Origin of the sequence: Breoghania sp., assembly GCF_030066895.1 — a bacterium.
GTDB lineage: Bacteria > Pseudomonadota > Alphaproteobacteria > Rhizobiales > Stappiaceae > Breoghania.
Genome location: NZ_JASJAV010000020.1, coordinates 32627 through 48823, shown reverse-complemented (window position 1 = coordinate 48823; position 16197 = coordinate 32627). Strand labels below are relative to the sequence as shown.

The 16197-nt window shown below is 61.7% G+C and carries 11 protein-coding genes and 5 pseudogenes; 13 read left to right on the top strand and 3 right to left on the bottom strand.

Annotated features, from left to right (window positions below):
- Positions 1-3: 3 nt before the first annotated feature.
- The 4 genes from QNJ43_RS19545 (at position 4) to QNJ43_RS19530 (ending at position 2574) form a co-directional block, all read left to right on the top strand.
- Positions 4-639 (top strand): imelysin family protein, encoded by a 636-nt coding sequence (locus QNJ43_RS19545; protein ID WP_300472245.1) that lies wholly within the window; start codon positions 4-6, stop codon positions 637-639.
- A complete protein-coding gene (locus QNJ43_RS19540; RefSeq protein WP_300472243.1) occupies positions 564-1049 on the top strand; it encodes a hypothetical protein in 486 nt (161 codons plus the stop codon). Before QNJ43_RS19545 ends, QNJ43_RS19540 begins: the two co-directional genes overlap by 76 nt.
- Positions 1050-1271: 222 nt before the next feature.
- Positions 1272-2297 (top strand): DUF1513 domain-containing protein, encoded by a 1026-nt coding sequence (locus tag QNJ43_RS19535; protein WP_300472242.1) that lies wholly within the window; start codon positions 1272-1274, stop codon positions 2295-2297.
- A 1-nt stretch (position 2298) separates the two neighbouring features.
- Positions 2299-2574, top strand: a complete 276-nt coding sequence (locus tag QNJ43_RS19530) for a hypothetical protein (RefSeq protein ID WP_300472240.1) — start codon at positions 2299-2301, stop codon at positions 2572-2574.
- A gap of 130 nt (positions 2575-2704) precedes the next feature.
- Here QNJ43_RS19530 and QNJ43_RS19525 read toward each other — a convergent pair.
- A pseudogene (locus tag QNJ43_RS19525) lies at positions 2705-3629 on the bottom strand (DNA-binding response regulator).
- Positions 3619-7048: pseudogene (locus tag QNJ43_RS19515) on the bottom strand (ATP-binding protein). The pseudogenes QNJ43_RS19525 and QNJ43_RS19515 overlap by 11 nt, the downstream one beginning before the upstream one ends.
- A gap of 390 nt (positions 7049-7438) precedes the next feature.
- Between QNJ43_RS19515 and urtA the strand changes: the two are divergent.
- The 9 genes and pseudogenes from urtA to QNJ43_RS19470 all read left to right on the top strand — a co-directional run bounded on the left by urtA (position 7439) and on the right by QNJ43_RS19470 (position 15727).
- A pseudogene (gene urtA / locus QNJ43_RS19510) lies at positions 7439-8705 on the top strand (urea ABC transporter substrate-binding protein).
- Between the two features lie 110 nt (positions 8706-8815).
- Entirely contained in the window at positions 8816-10444 is a 1629-nt protein-coding gene (gene urtB, locus QNJ43_RS19505; protein ID WP_300472237.1) for an urea ABC transporter permease subunit UrtB, read from the top strand.
- Positions 10441-11622, top strand: coding sequence for an urea ABC transporter permease subunit UrtC (gene urtC / locus QNJ43_RS19500; protein ID WP_300472235.1), 1182 nt, complete (start codon positions 10441-10443; stop codon positions 11620-11622). The genes urtB and urtC overlap by 4 nt, the downstream gene beginning before the upstream one ends.
- 4 nt (positions 11623-11626) lie before the next feature.
- Positions 11627-12300: pseudogene (locus tag QNJ43_RS19495) on the top strand (ATP-binding cassette domain-containing protein).
- Positions 12301-12309: 9 nt separating this feature from the next.
- Positions 12310-12999, top strand: a complete 690-nt coding sequence (urtE, locus tag QNJ43_RS19490) for an urea ABC transporter ATP-binding subunit UrtE (RefSeq protein ID WP_300472233.1) — start codon at positions 12310-12312, stop codon at positions 12997-12999.
- Between the two features lie 147 nt (positions 13000-13146).
- Positions 13147-13467 (top strand): hypothetical protein, encoded by a 321-nt coding sequence (locus QNJ43_RS19485; RefSeq protein WP_300472231.1) that lies wholly within the window; start codon positions 13147-13149, stop codon positions 13465-13467.
- Between the two features lie 93 nt (positions 13468-13560).
- Positions 13561-14037, top strand: a complete 477-nt coding sequence (locus tag QNJ43_RS19480) for a hypothetical protein (RefSeq protein ID WP_300472230.1) — start codon at positions 13561-13563, stop codon at positions 14035-14037.
- A 3-nt stretch (positions 14038-14040) separates the two neighbouring features.
- Positions 14041-14316, top strand: coding sequence for a hypothetical protein (locus tag QNJ43_RS19475; protein WP_300472228.1), 276 nt, complete (start codon positions 14041-14043; stop codon positions 14314-14316).
- A gap of 106 nt (positions 14317-14422) precedes the next feature.
- A pseudogene (locus QNJ43_RS19470) lies at positions 14423-15727 on the top strand (AsmA-like C-terminal region-containing protein).
- 50 nt (positions 15728-15777) lie between these two features.
- Here the strand turns inward: QNJ43_RS19470 and QNJ43_RS19465 are convergent.
- Complete coding sequence (locus QNJ43_RS19465) at positions 15778-16188, bottom strand: metallopeptidase family protein (RefSeq protein WP_300472226.1); 411 nt, start codon at positions 16186-16188, stop codon at positions 15778-15780.
- Positions 16189-16197: the final 9 nt, after the last annotated feature.

Genomic DNA, 16197 nt, shown 5'->3' with positions numbered 1-16197 from the left:
GTGATGTTCCGACGCCTGGGTTATCCCCTTTCCCTCCTCGCTTTCTCCGCCGCACTCGTCGTTATCGCCGGTCCAGGTTTTGTCGGGCAGGCTCGCGCGGATGTGGCCGAAAACCATCAACGCTTCGTCGCCAATGCGGTCGATGGCTATATCCGGCCGGAATTCGAACATTTCTCGCAAACGCTGCACGGTCTGGAGACGGCGATCGATGGGCTTTGCGAAGCCCCGGACGCCGCGACCTACTCAAAGGCGCAAGCGGCCTATTCGCAGGCGCTGGCGGGATTTGCCCGCATCAACTTCCTGCGCTTCGGCCCGCTTATCGAAGATCACCGGCTTGAACGTCTCGTGTTCTGGCCTGATCGTAAGTCGATCGGCCGCCGTCAGGAGCAGCAGGTGATCTGCGATCGCGACGAGAGCGTTCTGGCGCTCGAAAGCCTTCAGGAGAAAAGCGTCGTCGTTCAGGGGCTGCTCGCGCTTGAGCCAGTACACTTTTCTACAAGGCACGCGAGACGCTTCTCTCCGGTGGTGAGGAAGCGAAATTCCGCTGCGGCTATGCGCATCTGTTGCTGGCGCCTGGGTCCGACAATATCGCCTTTCGCTGCGAGACGGAGGCGGCGGGCGAGATACTCGGCGGGCTGACCACGGGGCTGCAGATCGTGCGCGATCAGTGGATCGGTCCGGTGCTCGGTTCCAGCGCGGAAAAAGCCCACCTGTGCATGGCGCTGTTTCGGCGTTCGGGCAATTCGCTGGTGATGATGCGCGCTGCCGTTCAGTGCCTGAGCGACTATCTGGCGGTGCTCGATGTGGCGCCGTTGCTGGAGAAGGAATTCGTCTGGATAGGCGATTCCCTTCAGTTCGAACTTTCCAGCGTCCTCAACAGCTTCGGGGAGCTGAAAGAACCGCTGACGACAACGCTGCGCAAGCGCGAGGCCTATGACAATCTGGCCTTCGTCGACCTCGTTCTGCACAACGTTCGCGAAAGTGCGAGCGAGGAGCTGGCCGTGGCGCTCAAGATACAGGTGGGTTTCAATGCGCTTGATGTAGATTGACCGCATATTGCTGCTGGTGGGCGTCGGCGCTGCCCTTCTGGCAGATCTCGCACCGCGTCGGCTGGAGGCGATGGAGGGACGGGACACGCTGTTCCTGTCCGCACGCAAGGAAGCCGACGGCAACTATGCGTTCGTCGTGTTCACGCCTGACGTCGAAGACGTGATGCGCGTGCCGTTGCCCGGGCGCGGTCACGACGTGGCGCTGCATGAGTCGGGCGGGCGGTGGCCTTTGCGCGTCGCCCCGGGACCTTCGCCGTCACCTTCGATGTGGAAGGCCGTCGCGCGCCGGAGTTCTTTTCCTCGCCCGAGGACCGGCACTTCTACGGTCATGGCGCTTATTCGCCGGACGGCAAACTGCTCTATGCGACGGAAAACGATTTCGACAACGGGCGCGGTTTCATCGGTGTCTATGATACTACGGACGGTTATCGCCGCATTGCGGAATTCGCATCCGGCGGCGTCGGTTCGCATGAGGTCCTGCTGGCTCCCGATGGGCGCACGCTGATCGTTGCCAATGGCGGCATGGAAACCCATCCCGATTATGGGCGAACGATCCTGAACCTGCCGACCATGAAGCCGACGCTGGCGCTTATCGAACGGCTGACCGGCGATCTCGTCGCCTGTCACGATCTGGGCGAGAGCGAGCGGCTGTCCTCCATCCGCCACATGACCATCGACGGGATCGGGGCCGTTTGGTTCGGCTGTCAGTTCCAGGGAAGCAAGTCGAAACGGCCGCAGCTCGTCGGTCGGCTCAAGCGCGACGGTGAGCCGGAACTGATGTCCGCCCCGATGGATATCCTGCACGGCTTCAACAATTACGTCGGTTCGGTGATGGCAAGCTGCAACGGTGATGTCATCGCGACTTCCAGCCCGCGCGGCGGGCAGGTGGTCTACTGGGATGCGGCGAGCGACGAGATCCTGGGGCGCGACCGGGTGGTCGACGGATGCGGCGTCACTCCGAGGCCCGACAACGACTTCCTGATTTCCGACGGTGCGGGCCAGTTGCTGACGGGCGGTCCCGGCGATGGTGGCGCGCCGAGTGTCATCAAGCGCAACTCCCGTGTTTCCTGGGACAACCACATTGTGGGGGTATCGGGTCTAGGGCCGGCCACGGGGCGCCGATACTTGACCTTAGGGTCACAAGGAACAAAGCTGCGTCCGGATGGTTTAGATTTCGTCGGGGGTTCATCCCTTGTGATGTACTCAAACGATCAGGCAGGAAAGTATGTCAGATACCGAAAAAAGTGATGTGCGCGAACGTCTTACGCGCCTTTTGGCAGCTATTGATGACACCGTCAAGCAGCTCAGGGAAAAGGGGGAACTGTCGAGCCGCCACGAGACATATGTGGGCGATCTGAAGAAGCGGCAGGAAGAGTTGCATGCCAAGCTGGAAACCGCCGTGCGCGACAACAATGTCTGGGATGCGCTGAAGCACGAACTGGAGCTGGATTCTTCTGCGCTCATTTCCGAATTTCGCAGTTGGGCGGAAGATCTCGATACGGCACACGTCAAGCCGCGGGACTGAACAACGCCGCGTTTCGGTGTTTTGTGATAATGCCTGTGGCCGATCCTTCGAGACGGTACTGACGCGCCTCCTCGAAGGATCGGCCACAGGCTTTATGTCTTCCCGGCTTTCTGTTCAGGCTTTCCTCACATCACAATTCATGCAGGACATGGACGGCGCGAACGACGGCCGAGGTGCGGTTTTCGACGCCAAGTTTGGCGTAGATCTGCTCCAGGTGCTTGTTCCCCGTGCGCGGGCTGAGGCCCAGGATCTTTCCGATATCGCGGTTGGTCTTGCCCTTGGCGATCCAGAGCAGCATCTTCGCTTCGCGACCCGTCAGGGCAAAGTGTTCGCGCAGGATCTCATCCTGATTTGGGTGATCGGCCGTGGTGAGACGGAAGAGATATTCCTCCGCTCCGGTCGAGCCGAGATGATGGAATTGCACCGCGGTGCCGTTTGCCAGCTCGATCGTCATCGTCGCCGTCTGGCCCACGGGGACCTTGCCGCCGGCGGCGATCCAGTCGGCGAGCTTGCGACTGAGATCAACCAGAGCATCGTCGCGACCGGTCATGACTTTCAGCACTTGCTGGGCCTGTGGCGTCGACCAGTGCACCTCGCTCGTCGGCGAGACCGTGAGCAGGTGGCGACCCGCCGCATCGAGCGCGATGCGGGCATTCTGCACCGAGCGCGCATTGGCCAGATGCACCCGGATGCGGGCCTGCAACTCGTCGGTGTTGATCGGCTTGGTCAGATAATCGATGCCCCCCGATTCACGCATGAACCACATGCTCGGTTTCCGTCAGTCCGGTCATGAAGATCACCGGCACATGCGCGAGTGCGCCGTCGGTCTTGATCCGGCGGCAAATCTCGAAGCCGTCTATGCCGGGCATGAGCGCATCCATCAACACGATGTCCGGTGTGACCCGGCTCGCGATGGAGAGTGCCAGTTCGCCGCTCGTTGCCACCAGAACGGTGATGCCCGCCTACTCCAGCGCGCTGGTCAGAAAGCCGAGGGCCTCGGATGAATCATCGACGACGAGCACGATATCTCGCTGGCGGGACGCACTATTCGGCATGATTCAGGCCCTCCAGCATTTTTGAGTATCCGGCGAAGTCGAACGCCTGGATGCGATCGCGCAAGGCGGTCACGACGTCTGCGTTTCCCGGCGTTTCGGCCAGCTCATCGAGCTTGACCTCGATGCTCCGGACATAGCCGATTTCACCCAGATTGATAAATTTGCGAATGGTCCGAGGCTCAAGCGCATGTGTGACGTTCTGCGAATAGGAAGGGGGGCGTAGGGATCTGGAGCGGAGCTTGCGGTTCCGTCTGCTGCACATCTTCGCCATGCGTGTCCGGATGATCTCCATCGCGCCATTCCAGTCCCAGGTGTTTGCCGAGTTTTTTGACAAGTCATCGCACATCGAAAGGCTTGGCGAGGGTGTCGTCGTGATGGGCATCCTCGTCGATTTCGGATGTTCCGTCGCCGATATTGGCCTACAGCATGATGATGGGCGCCGAATGGCCGAGCGCACGCAGGCGGGAGAGAAGCTCCTAGCCGCTCATGCCCGGCATGAAGATATCGAGCAGGAAGCAATCCGGCTTGATGCCCGCCACCAGTTCAAGTGCCTTGGGCCCGTCTTCTTCGATCAGCACGGTAAAGCCGAGCGGTTGCAGGATCTCCTGCATCAGGTCGCGGTGATCGGCGTTGTCGCCGACCACGACGATGGTCCGGCGCGGTCCTTTCATAGCCGACGATGTGTCGATCCGCCGTGCTGGACGGTGTGGTGACGGCGGAAAGCATCAGCCGGACGCGGAAAGTGCTGCCCTTGCCGGGTTCGCTCGTCAGGGAGATTTCGCCGCCGAGTGTTTCACTCAGCAGCTTGGTGATGGTGAGTCCGAGATCCAGCCCCGGCGTGCGGGTGGCGCCCTTTTCCTGACCGCGACCGAAGGGTTCGAACACTTTGACTTGATCGGCTTCGGCAATGCCGCGCCCGGTATCGGAAACGGTGAAACTTGCGACCTGCGAGCGATAGTCGACGCTGAGCTTGATGCCGCCCGTTTCGGTGAACTTGATGGCGTTGGACAGCAGATTGACCAGGATCTGCCGCAGCCGCTTTTCGTCGGTGCGCACGAATGTCGGCAGATTGGGGGAGCGGACGTAGTCGAAGGTGAGCTGCTTGGCGGTGGCCTGGGGGCGGAACATGTCGACGATCTGGTCGAGAAAGTCGCGGATGTTGATTTCGTTGGAATAGACCTGCAGTCGCCCGGCCTCGATGCGGGAGATGTCCAAAAGGCCGTCGATCAGACCGGAGAGATGTTCGGCGGAACGGCGGATGACCTTCAGCCCCGTCTGTGTCGGGGTGGGATTGTCGTCGGAGCGCTCCAGCACCTGCGCATAGCCCAGAACCGCGTTGAGCGGCGTGCGCAACTCGTGGCTGAGTCCGACCACGTAGCGGCTCTTGGTGTTGTTGGCGGCTTCGGCGGCCTCCTTGGCGCGCTGCAATTCGGCGTCTGTTTTCTGGTGCGCCTCGATTTCCTTCATCAAAAGCGCGTTCTGGCGCAGCGATTCCTCTTCCGCCACATGGCGCGTGTCGTGGGCCAGCACCAGAAACCAGGTGGCGATATTGGTGATGATGGCGAAGACGAAGAAGATCAGCGCCACCGTCTCCCCGACGAAAACGGCTTCGTCGGGTCTGTGCGCGGCTGTCTGTTGGTAGATTGCGGCAAGCAGCAGGCCTATGGCCGCGATGGCGAGCGTTGAGGTAAGGGCATAGCGGCCGAGCCGGGTGCCGAGCTTTTCGACCAGCCAGGCGGGCAGCAGCTTGTCGGAGGCCGCGCCGATCTGGCGGGCAAGGCGGGTGTCCGGTTTGCACAGGTCGTGACAGCGGGCATCCAGCGAACAGCACAGCGAGCAGATCGGCTTCTGGTAGGTAGGGCAATAGGCCATGTACTCCGGCTCGAAATCGTTCTGGCAGATCGAGCAGGTGAGCGTGTCGTGGTTGCGCCAGTGCAGACGGGGCTTGCGGGCGAGATAGAAGCGTCCGCGCGTGGCGATCGCGATGAGGGGGACAACGACATGAGCCACGGCCATGGCGAGAAAGGTGGAAAGGGCGGCGGCGGCCGGGCCGAAATGGCCCGCATGGGCGATGAGTGCCAGCGTAGTCGCCAGCACCATGGCGCCGGTACCCACCGGATTGATGTCGTAGAGGTGCGCGCGCTTGAATTCGATGCTCGGCGGGGAAAGGCCAAGCGGCTTGTTGATGAAGAGGTCGGCGGAGATCGCCGACAACCATGCCATCGCGAAGATGGAAAAGACGCCGAGTGTTTCTTCAAGAACGCGGTAGATGCCAAGCTCCATCAGAAGAAGCGCGATGGAGACATTGAAGAGCAGCCACACCACCCGACCCGGATGGCTGTGGGTGAGGCGGGAGAAGAAGTTCGACCAGGTGAGTGAACCCGCATAGGCGTTCATGACGTTGATCTTGAGCTGCGAGACGACCACGAAACACGCTATCAGCAGCATCACGGCTTCCGGCCAGGGCAGCATGTAGCCGAAGGCGACCGCATACATGCGCGAGGGTTCGGCGGCGTGATCGGCTGGCACGCCGGAGGACAGCGCGAGGACGGCGAGAAACGATCCTGCCAGCATCTTCGGGGCGCCGAGAACGATCCACAGCCCGGTCCAGCCAGAAAACGCGCCAGCCGGTGCCGGGTCTTGGTGAGATCGCCCGCGGGCAGGAAGTCGACCTGTTCGCCGATCTGCGCCATCAGCGCGAGAATGACCGCGGAAGCTGTCCCGAATTTCAGAAGATCCAGTCCGGCAAAGCCGCTTGTTGCCGGGGCTTCCGAGGCTGCCGGAGCACGGGCGCCGGCAAAATCGAGCCATTGGCTGAAGGAGTCCCGATCCGTCCATGCGATGAACAGGAAGGGGGCGATGTTGAGAACGATCCAGAACGGTTGGGTGATGAGCTGGAACCGGCTGATCAGCGTCACGCCGTGGGTAACCAGAGGAATGACGGTGACGGCGGAGACGATGTAGCCGATCCACAAGGGGACGCCGAGCGCATATTCCAGCGCGCTCGACATGATCGAGACCTCGATGGCGAAGAGGATGAAGGTGAAGCTTGCATAGATCAGCGAGGTAATGGTGCAGCCGATATCGCCGAACCCGGCACCGCGCGTGAGCAGGTCGATATCGACCCCGTAGTGCATGGCGTAGCGCGCTATCGACATGCCGACGAACAGGATCACCAGGCTGACCACGACGATCGCCGCAAAGGCGTTGGCGGTGCCGTAGGACAGGGTGATCGCCCCGCCGATGGTTTCGAGCGCCAGGAAGGAAATCGCGCTGATGACCGTCTGGGAAATGCGCTGGCTGGAGAAGCGCCGGGCCTTCTTGGCGGTGAACCGCAGCGCGTAGTCTTCAAGCGTCTGGTTGGCGACCCACTGCTTGTATTCGCGGCGAACCGGCATGATACGTTGGCGCGCGGTCATCCACTCTCTTTCGACTAATGAATGAGCAATTTCCGAATATTAAGGCAGATATTTCGATATTTAAATTATCGATCGGGTGATTTTCGGAGGTTTTTTCGGTCACTCCGTTCGGTTTGTCTGATTGTGTTGCAATGTTCGTGCCGCGAAATTCATCGGACGTCTTTCAAGACCTGCAGAGAATGTACAAAACGCGCAGGCGACTACGTCAATCGACGTATAGAGCAGTGCACAATTACGACTGACGATCATGGTCGATGGCAGACGAGCATTCTCGGCGTCCCCTAAGGGATCCGTGTTCGTAGCTGCCGCATATCGACCATGGGGGACTACTAAATGGCAACAAGCATGAACAGGATCTGCCGGACCATCGGCTGGGTCGCGATCGCGGGAATGATGGCGACGTCGATGACGGCCGGGCTCGTTTCGGGCGCTGCCGCAGAGGACGACACCATCAAGGTCGGCATCCTGCATTCTCTTTCCGGCACGATGGCGATTTCGGAGACGACGCTCAAGGACGCCATGCTGATGCTCATCGAAGAGCAGAACAAGAAGGGCGGTCTTCTGGGTAAGAAGCTGGAGCCGGTCGTCGTCGACCCGGCTTCCGACTGGCCGCTTTTTGCGAAAAAGGCACGCGAGCTGATATCGGTCGACAAGGTTTCCGCCGTGTTCGGCTGCTGGACGTCCGTGTCGCGCAAGTCCGTGCTGCCGGTCTTCGAGGAACTCGATTTCATCCTCTTCTATCCCGTGCAGTACGAAGGTGAAGAGAGCCAGCGCAACGTCTTCTACACGGGTGCCGCTCCCAACCAGCAGGCCATCCCGGCCGTCGACTACCTGATGAACGAGGAAGGCGTGGAGCGCTGGGTTCTGGCCGGCACCGACTACGTCTACCCGCGCACGACCAACAAGATCCTCGAGGCCTATCTGAAGGCGAAGGGCGTCGCGGATGAGGACATCATGATCAACTACACGCCGTTCGGTCATTCCGACTGGCAGACGATCGTGTCCGACATCAAGGCCTTCGGCTCCGCCAGCAAGAAGACTGCCGTCGTCTCCACCGTCAACGGCGACGCCAACGTTCCCTTCTACGAGGAACTCGCCAACCAACCAGGGCATCAAGGCCTAGGACATTCCGGTCGTGGCCTTCTTCGTGGGTGAGGAAGAGTAGGCCGGTCTCGACACCGCTCCGCTCGTCGGTCACCTGGCGGCGTGGAACTATTTCCAGTCCGTCGACACGGATGTTAACTACAACTTCATTGACGCCTGGCTCGCCTTCACCAAGGACGACGAGCGCGTGACCAACGACCCGAAGGAAACCCACTACATCGACTTCAACATGTGGGTGAAGGCGGTCGAGAAGGTCGGCACCATCGATCCGGATGCGGTCATCGACGCGATGGTCGGCGTGTCCGTCCCGAACCTGACGGGCGACTACTCCACGATGATGCCGAACCACCACATCACCAAGCCGGTGCTGATCGGCGAAATCCAGGACGACGGCCAGTTCCAGATCGTCTACGAGACGCCGGGCCTGGTTGCCCGCAATGCATGGTCCGATTACCTGCCGGACTCCAAGGACCTGATCTCCGACTGGCGCGCGCCGATGTCCTGCGGCAACTTCAACGTCGCGACCGGCAAGTGCGGCGGCAAGGGCGAATAAGCCCTGCCTGACTTGAGATCCAGTGCCCGGCGGCGTGCTTGAACGAGTGCGCTGCCGGGTAACGCCGGACGGGCCCGTCCGGTGGCCATTTCCTTGAAAGCAGAGTCGCCATGCTTCCATTGAAAATCATTCTTTTCGCGCTTTTCCTTGCGCTCAGCGCCCTGGCCGGGCCATCGGTCTCGTTTGCGGCGGACGGGGGCAGCGATCTGCGCAGTCTCATCAACGAATTGGCCAAGGGCAGTTACGACGATACCGAACGCCAGATCGGCGCCATCGCGACACTGGGCGACGAGGCCGCCATGCCCGCGCTGCAGGCGCTGGGGACCAACGATCTGATGGCGCGCAAGTCCGACGGTATCGTCTTCATCGTCAAGAAGGCGGGCCGCAACTATGAGCTTTTCGATGCGATCACTGGCGAGGCGGCGGGCGAGGCCGCTCGACGTGACATGGAACGCATCCGCATCAACAACCGCCTGAGGCGTGCCATTCGCTCCGCGCTCGGTGAGTTGACGTTGATGTCCAAGAATCCCGAGCGCCGCATGAAGGCGGCTGAGCAGGTCTTCAAGGCGCGCGATCCGGAAGCGATCGAGACCATCGATCAGGCGCTTCAGGCGGAAAGCGATCCGGAAATCGCGACGCTTCTGCGCCAGGCACGTGCAGCCGCCGTTCTCAATTCGGATGCGTCGGAGGCCGACAAGCTGGCCGCGGTTGAGGGCATCAAGGAGCGCGGCGACCAGGAGGCCCGCGCACTTCTCGCCTCCACCGCCGATGCCAGCGAGGGCGAACTGCATGATGCGGCGGTAATGGTGCAGTCCCACGTGGAGCAGATCCTTGCCGCGTGGAATGCGGCGCAGAATGTCTGGTACGGCCTGTCGCTCGGTTCGGTGCTGCTGCTGGCGGTGATCGGGTTTGCCATTACCTTCGGCGTGATGGGCGTTATCAACATGGCGCATGGCGAGATGGTGATGATCGGCGCCTACACGACCTTAGTCGTGCAGGAGATCATCCGCACCTCCGCGCCGTGGCTGTTCGACTTCTCTCTCTTCATCGTGCTGCCGCTCGCCTTCCTGATCGCCGGCGCGGTCGGTGTGGCGCTGGAGCGGTTCGTCATCCGGTTTCTCTATGGCCGTCCGCTTGAAACCCTGCTGGCGACCTGGGGCATCTCGCTCATCCTCCAGCAGGCAGTTCGTACCATCTTCGGCGCCAATAACCGGAAAGTCGGCACGCCGTCCTGGATGTCGGGGTTGAACGAGGTCGGCGGCCTGACGATCACCTACAACCGGCTTTGGATCATCATCTTCTCGCTTGTGGTCTTCGCCGTGCTGGTCTCGGTTCTCAAGGCCACGCGCTTCGGGCTCTACATGCGTGCGGTCACGCAGAACCGGCGCATGGCAAGCTCGATGGGTATCCGCACGCCCTGGGTCGATGCGCTGACCTTCGGCCTCGGTTCCGGCATCGCGGGCATTGCGGGCGTGGCGTTTTCCCAGATCGACAACGTCTCGCCCAATCTCGGCCAGAGCTACATCATCGACAGTTTCATGGTCGTGGCCTTCGGCGGGGTCGGCAATCTGTGGGGCATGCTGGTGGGCGTGATGACGCTCGGCGTCGTCAACAAGTTCCTTGAACCCTATGCGGGCGCGGTTCTCGGCAAGATCCTGGTGCTCGTCTTCATCATCCTGTTCATTCAGAAGCGTCTACGGGGCCTGTTCGCCCTCAAGGGCCGGGCGGTCGAGGCATGATCACGTCGTTCTTCCTGCGCGCCTTCGACGGCAAGGCGCTTCTCTTTCTGGCGATCCTGGCGGCTTTCGCGATTGCCATTCCGGCCGGAAACCTGCTGTTTCCCCCCGATCATGCGCTGCATGTGCCGATCTACGTGGTCAGCCTGCTCGGCAAGTACATGTGCTATGCGCTGCTAGCGCTCTCCGTCGATCTGGTGTGGGGCTATTGCGGCATTCTCTCGCTCGGCCACGGGGCGTTTTTCGCGCTCGGCGGTTATGCCATGGGCATGTATCTGATGCGCCAGATCGGTGTGTGCGGTGTCTACGGCAATGCGGAATTGCCGGACTTCATGGTCTTCCTCAACTGGAAGGAACTGCCCTGGTACTGGTACGGCTTCGACGCCTTTCCCTTCGCCTTCCTGATGGTGCTGGTGGTGTCCGCGGTGCTGGCCTTCATCTTCGGCTGGTTCGCCTTCCGCTCGCGGGTGACCGGCGTCTATCTCTCCATCATCACGCAGGCGATGACCTATGCCCTGCTGCTCGCATTCCGCAGAAACGACATGCGCTTTTGTGTCAATAACGGGCTGACCGACTTCAAGGACATTCTGAGCTTTTCCGTGCAGGCCGACGGCACACGTTCTGCATTGTTCTTCGCCTCCGTGGCCGCCGTCGCCGTCGGCTTTGTCATCGCGCGGGCGGTGACGCGCTCGAAATTTGGCAAGGTGCTTATTGCGGTGCGCGATGCGGAAAGCCGGACCCGGTTTCTCGGCTACCGGGTGGAGCATTACAAGCTCTTCGTCTGGGTGCTGTCGGCGATGATGGCGGGTGTCGCCGGAGCGCTCTACGTGCCGCAGGTCGGCATCATCAATCCGGGCGAATTCGCGCCCGCCAACTCCATCGAACTGGTCATCTGGGTCGCCGTGGGCGGGCGCGTAACGCTGGTCGGTGCGGTGCTCGGTGCGGTTCTCGTCAACTTCGCGAAGACCTGGTTCACTGGCGTCTTTCCCGAGCTCTGGCTCTTTGCGCTGGTCGGTCTGTTCGTGGCGGTGACGCTGTTCCTGCCCAAGGGAATTGTGGGCACGATCGCGCAGGGCTGGAGCGCGCTTCGTCAGCGCCGCCGGTCGGTTCGTGCAGAAGCGGGAATCGATGAGGCTCCCTATTCGGGCGAGGCTTCCATGAAACATCAGGCGGCGGAGTGAGAAGATGATCGCGCAGGCTTCCGGTTCCGTACTCTATCTCGACGACGTCTCCGTCTCCTTTGACGGGTTCAAGGCGCTCAACTCCCCTCTCGTGCTGCAGCCCGGTGAAATGCGGGCGATCATCGGCCCGAACGGGGCGGTCGATCTGACCACGCTCGACGAGGTCGATATCGCCGAACTCGGTATCGGTCGGAAATTTCAGAAGCCGACGGTCTTCGAAAGCCAGACCGTGTTCGACAATCTGGAACTGGCGCTGAAGATCCCACGCGGACCGTTCTCCACGCTGTTTCACCGTCGAAGCGAACCCGAGAAAGCGCGCATCAACGAGTTACTGGAATTGATCCGGCTGACCGATCGACGCGACGAGCTGGCCGCCAATCTCAGTCACGGGCAAAAGCAGTGGCGGGAGATCGGCATGCTGCTTGCCCAGGATCCGAAACTGATGCTGGTTGACGAGCTCGCAGCCGGCATGACGGATGCGGAGACGGCGCAGACGGCAACCATGCTCAAGGAGATCAACAAGACCCGTTCGGTCGTGGTCGTGGAACATGACATGACCTTCGTGTGAGATCTCGACGTCAAGGTCACCGTGCTGCACGAGGGCTCGGTGCTGGCGGAAGGGCGCTCGATCACGTCTCGGCCAATCCGCGGGTTGCCGAAGTCTATCTGGGGCGGTGAGGGAAAATAATGCTGAGCGTCGAAAACATCGATCTTCACTATGGTGCCGCCCAGGCTCTGCGGCGTGTCTCTCTGGAAGCGCAGGCGGGGGAGGTCACCTGTCTGATGGGGCGCAATGGCGTTGGCAAGACCTCGACCTTGCGCGCCATTGTCGGCCAGCATCCGGTCTCCGGCGGCAAGATCCTGCTCGACGGGGAGCCGATCACGTCCATGTCACCGCATCAACGCGCGCGAAAAGGCGTCGCGATCGTGCCGCAGGGGCGCGAGATCTTTCCGCTTCTGAGTGTGAAGGAAAATCTGGAGACCGGGTTTGCCGCGACCAGCGAGAAGACCATTCCCGATGATGTCTTCGAGCTGTTTCCTGCGCTCAAGGACATGCTCAGGCGGCGCGGCAGCGATCTTTCCGGCGGTCAGCAGCAACAGCTCGCTATCGGTCGTGCGCTTGTCACCCGGCCCAAGCTTCTGGTGCTGGACGAGCCGACGGAAGGCATCCAGCCCTCCATCATCAAGGATATCGGCCGGGCGATCTCATGGCTCCGGGATCAGGGCACGATGGCGATCGTGCTGGTGGGGCAGTATTTCGAGTTCGCTCGCGATCTGGTCGACAGATTTGCGATGATGGAGCGCGGTGAAATCGTGCTGGAAAGCTCGCGCGAGAGCATGGTGGAAAGCGAAATGTGGGCTCATCTGACCGTCTGAGCCACCTGCGAGGTGTCCGACAGACAAGATACTTTGCGTGTATTCCCTTACCGCGACACGAGGATGTCGTCGTGAGGCCATTTCGTCACCATTTGCGCACAGCATTAACGTAAACTTGCCTCAGATTCGTCCTTGAGAGAATTTGGCGTGAAACGCACCCTCTTAGGTGCTGCCAGTTTCGTTGTGTTGCTTGTCGTGGCAGCGCTCGTGATCCCGTTCTTCTTGCCGAAGGACGCGATCAAGCACCAGATCGTGAGCCAGGTGGAATCCGCGACCGGCTGGCGCCTGCGGCTCGACGGGGCAGTCGGGGTTGAATTCGTCAAGGCCGCGGAGATCGACTTCGGCCTGTCGCTGAGCGCGCTCATGGGGGGAAAGGCGCGGGTGACCGGCACACCTTGCGCGAACCCTAAATCCTGCTTGAGATCGACAAATTCGGCCGCACGAGCTGGGCGCCGCGCCGTACGCTGAGCTATCTGATCGAGGATTCGCTGGCGACGGAGGGCGGGGCTGAGCCCGCCGAGGCATTGCCGCCCGTTCCCGGTCAGGAGCCGGAGACGCCTGATGCGCAGGGTCAAGGTCGATGAACTGTCGATCGTCGACGGACGGCTCGCCTGCACCGACAAGCGCTCGGGCCAGGCGATCAAGCTTTCGGACATCAACACGAGCCTTTATCTGCCCTCGCCCGAGGATCCCGCGACGCTCAAGGGATCGCTCGTGTGGAACGGCAGCACCTTCAATCTCGAGGCCGAGGTCGGGGCGCCCCTGGCGCTTGCCGAAAAGAAGTCGAGTGAGGTGACGGCGGAGATTTCCGGCGATTTCGGAACCGCCACCGTTTCCGGCACGATCGCGGCCGACCCCTTGTCCGGCAAGCTGCGCGTTGGGGCTTCGGGCGATTCTCTGGGGGCGGCGCTCAAGGCGTTCGGACTTGGGGCGCTGCAGAAGGGATCGGCGCCTATGAGATCGCGGCCACGACCGATCTTGCGCCGGAGCAGTTTTCTCTTCAGGACCTGTCCGCCTCGGCTGCCGGAAGCAAGCTGACGGGTGGGATCGTCGCCGATCTCAGCCAGGCTGGATCCGGCACTGGAGGCGAAAATCGGCATCGACACGATCGATCCCGCCCGCCTCGGTCTGGGCGACGATCCGGCGCTTGGGGCCGTGGAAGCCGTCAATATCGACTTCTCGCTCGACGGGTTCTCCCGCCCGGCGACCGCGACCGGCGGTCTGACATGGAACGGCGAACGGTTCGATATCGCGGCCAAGGCCGCACCGGAACCGTCGATGGCGGGCAAAAAGCTGCCCCCGTCGAGGCCTCCGTGACCGGCAAGCACTGACACTCGGGGCGAAGGGCACGGTCACCAGCGGCGGGGCGTTTGACGGGCGGTTGTCGCTTGAGACGGCCAGCCTGCGGAACCTTCTCTCCTGGGTGGGGCATTCTCTGCCCGACGGCGACGGCCTGCAACGGTTTGCGGTGGCCGGACGGTTCAAGGCCGCATCTTCCGGCCATATCGGTTTCACGGATACCACGCTGACGCTCGACGGGACGCAAGGGACCGGCGAGGGCGAGATCGCGTTCACTCAGGCGGTGCCGAAGATCACCGCCTCCCTGGCGCTCGATCAACTGGTGCTCGATTCCTATCTCGGCAAGGGAACGTCGGGCGGCTTCGGGGTCGGCGGCGACGGCGGCGGTCCCAGGCGCTCAAGCAGTGCCGCGAAAGGCTGGAGCAATGAGCCGATCAACGTCTCCGCCCTCAAGGCGGCCGATGCGGACCTGACGGTTTCCGCAAAATCGACCCGTTGGGACAAGCTGAAGATCGGGCAGAGCAAGCTGCGTGTCGCCATTTCCGGGGGCAAGCTGCGCGCCGATCTCGATCCGCTCACGCTTTACGAGGGAACGGCAAAGGGCGTCGTTTCGGTCGACGGTACGGCGGCTCAACCCGCCATTGCCGTATCGCTCGATCTGAGCGGGCTTGATGCCCATGCCTTCCTGACCGATCTGGCCGATTTCCGGGATCTGCACGGCACGGCCGCGATGTCGCTCGACGTCACGGCGTCCGGTGACAATCAGGCCGCGTTCGCCTCTTCGGTGGCCGGGACGGCGAAAATCAAATTCACCAATGGTTCCATTCGCGGCATCAATATCCCGCAAACGGTGCGCACGCTTTCCGTCTCCACGCTGACCGGCTGAGTTGGCAAGAGCGACGAGAGTCAGTCGACGGACTTCAACAACGAGCTTTCGGCAAGTTTCGTGATCGACAAGGGCATCGCGACCACGTCCGATCTCAATCTCGTCGGGCCGTTGGTGCGGGTCTCGGGCGGCGGCAAGACAAATATCGGCGAGCGGACGATCAACTGGCGCGTGACGTCGAAGATCGTCGCCTCCCTGAAGGGCCAGGGCTCGGGCGGCGATATGGTCGGGCTCGGCGTTCCGGTGGTCATTCGCGGGCCTTGGGACAATCCGCAGATCTATCCCGATATCTACGGTATCCTCGAGAAGCCGAAGGAGGCCTACAAGAAGCTGCAGGCGGTCAGTAGCGGCGTTCTCGATATTTTCAAGGAAAGCCCGAACAAGGCGGTAGAAGAGACGGTCAAACAACTCGGCAATACCGGCATCGATATCCGCAAGGCGATGGACGGGGAGGTCAACGACGAGGCAGTGCTCGAGTCCATCGCGCAGGGGTTCAAGGTTGCGCCGAACCTCTTCGGACTGGGCAAGAAGAAAAAGAAGTAGGACCGTCGCAACGACGGGTCCTCACAAGGCGAGGGGCGGATTTCCGCTCCTCAGCCGTCCGCCTCGATCGCTTCCATGTCCTCGTCGGACAGCCCGAAATGGTGGCCGATCTCGTGGACCAGAACATGGGTGATGACGACGCCGAGGCTCTCCTCGTAGGCGGCCCAGTAGTCGAGGATCGGTCGGCGGAAAAGCCAGACGCGGTTCGGCTGCTGTCCGGTCACCGCATTGTCGCCTGTCTGCGCCAGGCCCAGCCCTTCGAACAGGCCGAGCAGGTCGAACGGATCTTCGGCGCCGACGCTTTCCGGCATGGCTTCGCTGGGGAAATACTCGATCGCGATCACGATGCCGTCGCAGCGGCTGCGGAATTCCTCCGGCAGGTTCGCAAAGGCTTCGTGCGCGATATCGCGGAAGATCCTGAGGTCGGGAGCTGTTGCGGATGACCAGTTCGACGCATTCATGGCAACTCA